The 7,689-nt window shown below is 54.1% G+C and carries 7 protein-coding genes; 4 read left to right on the plus strand and 3 right to left on the minus strand.

Features of this window, described 5'->3' with window-relative positions:
• The first annotated feature begins 93 nt into the window (after window positions 1-93).
• Entirely contained in the window at window positions 94-366 is a 273-nt protein-coding gene (gene hupA, locus HEN33_RS19330; protein WP_001044513.1) for a nucleoid-associated protein HU-alpha, read from the plus strand.
• 12 nt (window positions 367-378) lie between these two features.
• Window positions 379-1,074, plus strand: coding sequence for a DUF1481 domain-containing protein (locus tag HEN33_RS19335; RefSeq protein ID WP_176263794.1), 696 nt, complete (start codon window positions 379-381; stop codon window positions 1,072-1,074).
• 1 nt (window position 1,075) lies between these two features.
• Here the strand turns inward: HEN33_RS19335 and zraP are convergent, their stop codons facing one another.
• Window positions 1,076-1,501 (minus strand): zinc resistance sensor/chaperone ZraP, encoded by a 426-nt coding sequence (zraP, locus tag HEN33_RS19340; RefSeq protein WP_002431896.1) that lies wholly within the window; start codon window positions 1,499-1,501, stop codon window positions 1,076-1,078.
• A 237-nt stretch (window positions 1,502-1,738) separates the two neighbouring features.
• Between zraP and zraS the strand changes: the two genes are divergently transcribed.
• Both zraS and zraR read left to right on the plus strand, forming a co-directional pair.
• Complete coding sequence (gene zraS / locus HEN33_RS19345) at window positions 1,739-3,115, plus strand: two-component system sensor histidine kinase ZraS (RefSeq protein ID WP_176263790.1); 1,377 nt, start codon at window positions 1,739-1,741, stop codon at window positions 3,113-3,115.
• Window positions 3,112-4,437: a sigma-54-dependent response regulator transcription factor ZraR gene (gene zraR, locus HEN33_RS19350; protein WP_032303887.1), complete on the plus strand. Its 1,326-nt coding sequence runs from the start codon at window positions 3,112-3,114 to the stop codon at window positions 4,435-4,437. The genes zraS and zraR overlap by 4 nt, the downstream gene beginning before the upstream one ends.
• Here zraR and purD read toward each other — a convergent pair.
• Window positions 4,434-5,723, minus strand: coding sequence for a phosphoribosylamine--glycine ligase (gene purD, locus HEN33_RS19355; RefSeq protein WP_046082676.1), 1,290 nt, complete (start codon window positions 5,721-5,723; stop codon window positions 4,434-4,436). The two genes, zraR and purD, sit on opposite strands and share 4 nt — an antisense overlap.
• Before the next feature lie 11 nt (window positions 5,724-5,734).
• Window positions 5,735-7,324 carry a bifunctional phosphoribosylaminoimidazolecarboxamide formyltransferase/IMP cyclohydrolase gene (purH, locus tag HEN33_RS19360; RefSeq protein WP_176263789.1) on the minus strand — a complete coding sequence of 530 codons (1,590 nt, stop codon included), beginning with the start codon at window positions 7,322-7,324 and terminating at the stop codon, window positions 5,735-5,737.
• Window positions 7,325-7,689 lie beyond the last annotated feature (365 nt).

The raw sequence follows: 7,689 nt of genomic DNA on the forward strand, positions 1-7,689 counted from the left end.
GGCTATCGGTGCGTGTATGCAGGAGAGTGCTATTCTGGCATTTCCGTCGCACTCGATGCTTAGCAAGCGATAAACACATTGTAAGGATAACTTATGAACAAGACTCAACTGATTGATGTAATTGCAGAGAAAGCAGAACTGTCCAAAACCCAGGCTAAAGCTGCTCTGGAGTCCACTCTGGCTGCAATTACTGAGTCTCTGAAAGAAGGCGATGCTGTACAACTGGTTGGTTTCGGTACCTTCAAAGTGAACCACCGCGCTGAGCGTACTGGCCGCAACCCGCAGACCGGTAAAGAAATCAAAATTGCCGCAGCTAACGTGCCGGCATTTGTTTCTGGCAAGGCACTGAAAGACGCAGTTAAGTAAGATTGCGTGGCAGTGAACAGTTTTAACGAAGGGGTGGTTTCACCCCTTTTGTCTTTCTGGCGTCGATCATTGATGCTGGTGGGCGCTCTGTTTCTCACTGCCTGTAGTCACAACTCTTCACTTCCTCCCTTTACCGCCAGTGGATTTGCTGAAGATCAGGGCGCGGTACGTATCTGGCGAAAAGACAGTGGCAATAATGTGCATCTGCTTGCTGTGTTTAGCCCGTGGCGCAGTGGCGATACCACGACACGAGAGTATCGCTGGCAGGGCGATAACCTCACGCTTATCAATATCAATGTTTACAGCAAACCGCCGGTGAATATTCGCGCGCGTTTTGACGATCGCGGCGATCTGAGCTTTATGCAACGTGAATCCGACGGGGAAAAACAGCAGCTTTCTAACGACCAAATCGATTTATACCGTTATCGTGCTGATCAGATCCGCCAGATTAGCGATGCCTTACGTCAGGGGAGAGTCGTGCTGCGCCAGGGGCGCTGGCATGCGATGGAACAGACCGTGACCACCTGCGAAGGGCAAACCATTAAACCTGATTTAGATTCGCAGGCGATAGCGCATATCGAGCGCCGCCAGAGCCGCTCTTCTGTTGATGTCAGCGTGGCATGGCTGGAAGCGCCCGAAGGTTCGCAATTACTGTTGGTGGCAAACTCTGATTTCTGTCGCTGGCAACCCAACGAGAAAACGTTCTGATTTACCAGTGGCCCATCCCCATATGACCGCCACCACCGCAGCCGCCGTAACCCATGCCCATTCCGGTACCGCGCGGAATACCCGCTTCAGCCATCGCAATATCTCGTTTCACCCGTAACTCATCTAACGACTGACGCAAATTCTCCATCTCTTTGGCGACCGCGTTAATTTTGCTGCTATCCGGTGGGTTAGCGGCCAACAGGGCATTGTATTCATAACGCTTCGTCACCAGTTGCTGGTGTAGTGCGCTGCTTTGAGCGTAAAAGTCATTATGGATTTTCTGCCACGCCGTCTGTTGTTCGCTGGTTAAAGGCACGGCATTTTGCTGCCACATACCGTGTCCGCCGTGAGCAAATGCAGATGTCGATCCCATCGCCATTGCTGAAAGCGCCATCATCACCAGGGCAATTTTCGTGTTCCGTTTCATGGTTAATCCTCCAGTGGTTGTCTTACTTCGGGTATTGCATCTTTCGTGCCAACGGCGAAACGCTGATATGACGGGCAATATGACATGATAAACGAGTAAAAATGACTCGCCTGCTGTGTGTAGCGAGTCATTTTTACTCATTGAAACTTAAGCCTTTGTGTTAAAGCGTAGGGTAAGTGCTAATAAAAGATGGCATGATTTCTGCTGTCAAAAAGGGATGAACAGGCAAAGAAGAAGATGCGTTTTATGCAGCGATCAAAAGATGCCTTAGCAAAATGGTTAAGCGCGATCCTTCCCGTAGTCATTGTTGGGCTGGTGGGGTTGTTTGCGGTGACCGTGATTCGCGATTATGGGCGTGAGACTGCCGCCGCCAGACAAACTCTGCTGGAAAAAGGCAGTGTACTTATCCGCGCTCTCGAATCCGGCTCGCGCGTCGGTATGGGGATGCGCATGCATCATTCGCAGCAGCAGGCTTTACTGGAAGAAATGGCTGGGCAGCCAGGAGTGCGTTGGTTTGCGGTCACGGATGAACAAGGAACAATCGTGATGCATAGCAACTCCGGCATGGTGGGAAAACAGCTTTATTCCCCGCAGGAAATGCAGCAGTTACATCCGGGAGACGAAGAAGCGTGGCGGCGGATCGATAGCGCAGACGGCGAGCCTGTTCTGGAAATTTATCGCCAGTTTCAACCGATGTTTGCTGCTGGAATGCACCGGATGCGCCATATGCAGCAGTATGCCACGACACCACAAGCAATTTTTATCGCTTTCGACGCCAGTAACATTGTGAGTGCCGAAGAGCGTGAGCAGAGAAACACCCTGATTATCCTCTTCGCCCTGGCGACGGTCTTGCTGGCAAGCGTGTTGTCATTCTTCTGGTATCGCCGCTATCTTCGCTCGCGCCAGCTGTTACAGGATGAAATGAAGCGCAAAGAGAAGCTGGTGGCGCTGGGACATCTGGCCGCAGGCGTCGCCCATGAAATCCGTAACCCTCTTTCCTCGATTAAAGGGCTGGCGAAATATTTTGCCGAACGCGCACCAGCAGGAGGAGAAGCACATCAATTGGCGCAGGTGATGGCGAAAGAAGCCGACCGTTTAAACCGCGTGGTAAGCGAGCTGCTGGAGCTGGTTAAGCCAACGCATCTGGCTTTGCAGGTGGTGGATCTCAACACGCTGATTAACCACTCATTACAACTGGTAAGCCAGGATGCAAACAGTAGGGAGATCCAATTACGCTTTACCGCCAACGACGCATTGCCGGAGATACAGGCCGATCCCGACCGACTGACTCAGGTCCTGTTGAATCTCTATCTCAATGCTATTCAGGCGATTGGTCAGCATGGCGTGATTAGCGTGACGGCCAGCGAAAGCAGCGCAGGCGTTAAAATAAGCGTAACCGACAGCGGTAAGGGAATTGCGGCGGATCAGCTTGAAGCTATCTTCACCCCGTACTTCACCACCAAAGCCGAAGGCACCGGACTGGGGCTGGCGGTTGTGCATAATATTGTTGAACAACACGGTGGTACAATTCAGGTCGTAAGCCAGGAGGGGAAAGGTGCAACGTTCACCCTCTGGCTTCCGGTCAATATTACGCGTAAGGACCCACAAGGATGACGCACGATAATATCGATATTCTGGTGGTGGATGATGACATTAGCCACTGCACTATCTTGCAGGCATTGCTGCGCGGCTGGGGCTATAACGTCGCGCTGGCGAACAGCGGGCGACAGGCGCTGGAGCAAGTGCGGGAACAGGTTTTTGATCTTGTGCTTTGTGATGTGCGAATGGCAGAGATGGATGGCATCGCCACGCTGAAAGAGATCAAAGCGTTAAATCCGGCAATTCCGGTACTGATTATGACCGCGTACTCCAGCGTCGAGACGGCGGTAGAGGCGTTGAAAACCGGGGCGCTGGATTATCTCATCAAGCCGCTGGATTTCGATAACCTGCAGGCGACGCTGGAAAAGGCGCTTGCGCATACGCACAGTGTTGATGCTGAAACGCCTGCGGTGTCTGCCAGCCAGTTCGGTATGGTCGGTAAAAGCCCGGCGATGCAACACCTGCTCAGTGAAATCGCCCTTGTCGCGCCATCGGAAGCCACGGTGCTGATCCACGGCGATTCCGGCACCGGTAAAGAGCTGGTCGCCAGGGCGATTCACGCCAGTAGCGCACGGAGTGAAAAGCCGCTGGTAACGCTCAACTGTGCGGCACTCAACGAATCCTTACTGGAGTCTGAATTGTTCGGTCACGAAAAAGGGGCGTTTACCGGAGCCGACAAACGGCGGGAAGGGCGCTTTGTGGAGGCAGACGGCGGCACGCTGTTTCTCGATGAAATTGGCGATATCTCACCGATGATGCAGGTTCGTCTACTGCGTGCGATTCAGGAGCGCGAAGTCCAGCGTGTCGGTAGCAACCAGACTATTTCGGTTGATGTCCGGCTGATTGCCGCGACCCATCGCGATCTTGCCGCAGAGGTAAAGGCCGGGCGTTTTCGTCAGGATCTCTACTATCGCCTGAATGTGGTGGCGATTGAAGTACCTTCGCTACGGCAACGGCGGGAAGATATTCCTCTGCTGGCTAACCATTTTCTGCAGCGCTTTGCCGAACGCAATCGCAAGGCGGTAAAAGGGTTTACTCCCCAGGCGATGGATCTGCTGATTCACTACGACTGGCCGGGAAATATTCGTGAACTGGAAAACGCGGTGGAACGGGCGGTGGTGCTGCTGACCGGGGAATATATTTCCGAACGCGAGCTGCCGCTGGCGATTGCCAGTACGCCGATCCCGCTGGTACAAAGTCAGGATATTCAGCCGCTGGTGGAAGTCGAAAAAGAAGTGATTCTGGCAGCACTGGAGAAAACGGGCGGCAACAAAACCGAAGCCGCCCGTCAGTTAGGGATCACGCGCAAAACGCTATTGGCAAAACTGTCGCGTTAGTTCTGCTCGCGTTCGATGGCGCGCCAGCCGATATCCTTCCGGCAGAAGCAATCGTCCCAATGGATATCGGTCATTAAGGCATAAGCGCGTTTCTGCGCTTCTGCCACGGTATGACCCAGCGCGGTGACGCACAGTACGCGCCCGCCGCTGGTTACCACCTGCTCGTCATCCGCCAGTTTTGTGCCCGCGTGGAACACTTTGCCGTCAGACACTTCTTCCAGCGGCAGGCCGTGGATCACATCGCCGGTGCGGTAATCGCCCGGATATCCACCCGCAGCCATCACCACGCCGAGAGAAGCGCGTTCATCCCACTCGGACGTTTTCTCGTCAAGCGTACCTTCACAGGCCGCCAGGCAGAGTTCAACCAGATCGGACTTCATGCGTAGCATAATCGGCTGGGTTTCCGGATCGCCAAAGCGGCAGTTAAATTCGATAACCTTCGGATTGCCCTGTTTGTCGATCATCAGGCCTGCGTAGAGAAAACCGGTGTAGGTGTTGCCTTCCGCTGCCATGCCTTTCACGGTTGGCCAGATGATACGTTCCATGGTGCGCTGATGAACCTCATCGGTCACCACTGGTGCAGGGGAGTAAGCGCCCATCCCGCCCGTGTTCGGCCCGGTATCTTTATCGCCTACGCGTTTGTGGTCCTGACTGGTAGCCATCGGCAGCACATGCTCGCCGTCCACCATCACGATAAAGCTCGCTTCTTCGCCATCGAGGAACTCTTCGATAACGATGCGATGACCCGCGTCGCCAAAAGCGTTGCCCGCCAGCATATCGTGAACAGCCGCTTCCGCTTCTTCCAGCGTCATCGCCACGATAACGCCTTTCCCGGCAGCCAGACCGTCAGCTTTAATAACGATGGGCGCGCCTTTCTCACGCAGATACGCCAGTGCAGGTTCTACCTCGGTGAAGTTCTGGTATTCCGCCGTAGGGATCTTATGGCGGGCCAGGAAATCCTTGGTAAACGCTTTCGAGCCTTCAAGTTGCGCGGCACCTGCGGTTGGGCCGAAGATTTTCAGCCCGGCGGCGCGGAAAGTATCGACCACGCCTTTCACCAGCGGTGCTTCCGGGCCGACGATGGTCAGGTCTACCTTTTCATTTTGCGCGAAATCCAACAGTGCCGGGATATCGGTCACGCCGATAGCGACGTTTTGCAGCGCAGGTTCCAGCGCAGTGCCTGCGTTACCCGGAGCAACAAAAACAGTTTCAACCAGCGGCGACTGTGCCGCTTTCCATGCCAGCGCATGCTCGCGCCCGCCATTACCAATCACTAATACTTTCATCTGTCGCTCCATTAATGGCGGAAGTGGCGCATGTTGGTGAAGAGCATCGCAATACCGTGCTCGTCGGCGGCGGCAATTACTTCGTCATCACGGATAGAACCGCCAGGCTGGATTACGCAGGTCACGCCCGCAGCGGCCGCGGCATCAATACCGTCGCGGAACGGGAAGAACGCGTCAGAAGCCATTGACGAACCTTTCACTTCCAGGCCTTCATCGGCAGCTTTAATACCGGCGATTTTCGCGGAGTACACGCGGCTCATCTGGCCTGCGCCAATACCGATGGTCATATTGTTTTTGGCGTAGACAATGGCGTTAGATTTCACGAACTTCGCCACCTTCCAGCAGAACAGCGCATCACGCAGCTCCTGTTCGGTCGGCTGACGTTTGGTGACGACGCGCAGTTCTTCTGCACCAACCATACCCAGGTCACGATCCTGAACCAGCAGACCGCCGTTCACGCGTTTGAAATCAAGGCCTGGAACACGCTCGGCCCACTGACCGCAGGTCAGGACACGTACGTTCTGTTTAGCGGCGGTGATTTTCAGTGCTTCTTCGCTGGCGGACGGCGCAATAATCACTTCGACGAACTGACGAGAAATGATGGCCTGTGCGGTTTCCGCATCCAGCTCGCGGTTAAAGGCGATAATGCCGCCGAATGCGGAGGTCGGGTCGGTTTTGTACGCGCGATCGTAAGCATCAAGAATGGAATTGCCGATAGCCACGCCGCAAGGGTTGGCGTGCTTCACAATCACACATGCCGGCTCGGCGAACTCTTTCACGCACTCCAGCGCCGCATCGGTATCTGCGATGTTGTTATAAGAGAGGGCTTTACCCTGAACCTGGGTTGCGGTAGCAACGGAGGCTTCTTTTACATTCTCTTCTATATAGAAGGCAGCCTGCTGGTGGCTGTTCTCGCCGTAACGCATATCCTGCTTCTTAATGAAGTTCAGGTTCAGCGTGCGTGGGAAGCGACCGGCGGCTTCTTTGCTTTCACCGTGATAGGCTGGGACCATGCTGCCGAAGTAGTTGGCAATCATGCTGTCGTAGGCGGCGGTATGTTCAAAGGCTTTGATAGCGAGATCGAAACGGGTTGCAAGCAGAAGCGATCCTTCGTTGGCATCCATCTCTTTAATGATGGCGTCGTAGTCGCTGCTCTTCACCACGATAGCGACATCTTTATGGTTCTTGGCAGCGGAGCGCACCATCGTTGGGCCGCCGATATCGATGTTCTCAACCGCATCTTCCAGCGAGCAGCCTTCACGGGCAACGGTCTGGGCGAACGGATACAGGTTAACAACCACCATATCGATAGGCTGGATCTGATGTTCTTCCATAATGGCATCGTCCTGGCCGCGACGGCCCAGAATGCCACCATGCACTTTCGGATGCAGGGTCTTCACGCGTCCATCCATCATCTCCGGGAAACCGGTGTAATCGGAAACTTCGGTTACCGGCAGACCTTTTTCTGCTAACAGACGGGCAGTGCCCCCTGTAGACAGCAGCTCCACACCGCGTGCGGAAAGTGCCTGGGCGAATTCGACGATACCGGCTTTGTCAGAAACACTGAGCAGAGCGCGGCGGACTGGACGACGTTGTTGCATGGTAAATCCCCTGGATTTGACTATTACAGAGAGCGTTAGCTGAATTTTTCGCGAAAAACTCAGCTAACGCCCCTAACGGGGCATCCTTATTTTTCGCCCGCATTGTAACGAAAACGTTTGCGCAACGCTCGCGAATTTTTCTCTTTCAATAGCGATCACAATTTTGACTGTGGTTACCGTGGGAAAAATACAGAAATTACATTGATGATTGTGGATAACTCTGTGCGTAAAAAGGTATAAAGCGGGGTTTTGCTGGGGAATGCAGCAGTCAGTCATTTTTCTGCAATTTTTCTATTGCGGCCTGCGGAGAACTCCCTATAATGCGCCTCCATCGACACGGCGGATGTGAATCACTTCACACAAAC

It is taken from the genome of Escherichia sp. 94.0001 (assembly GCF_013369155.2).
Taxonomy (GTDB): domain Bacteria; phylum Pseudomonadota; class Gammaproteobacteria; order Enterobacterales; family Enterobacteriaceae; genus Escherichia; species Escherichia coli_F.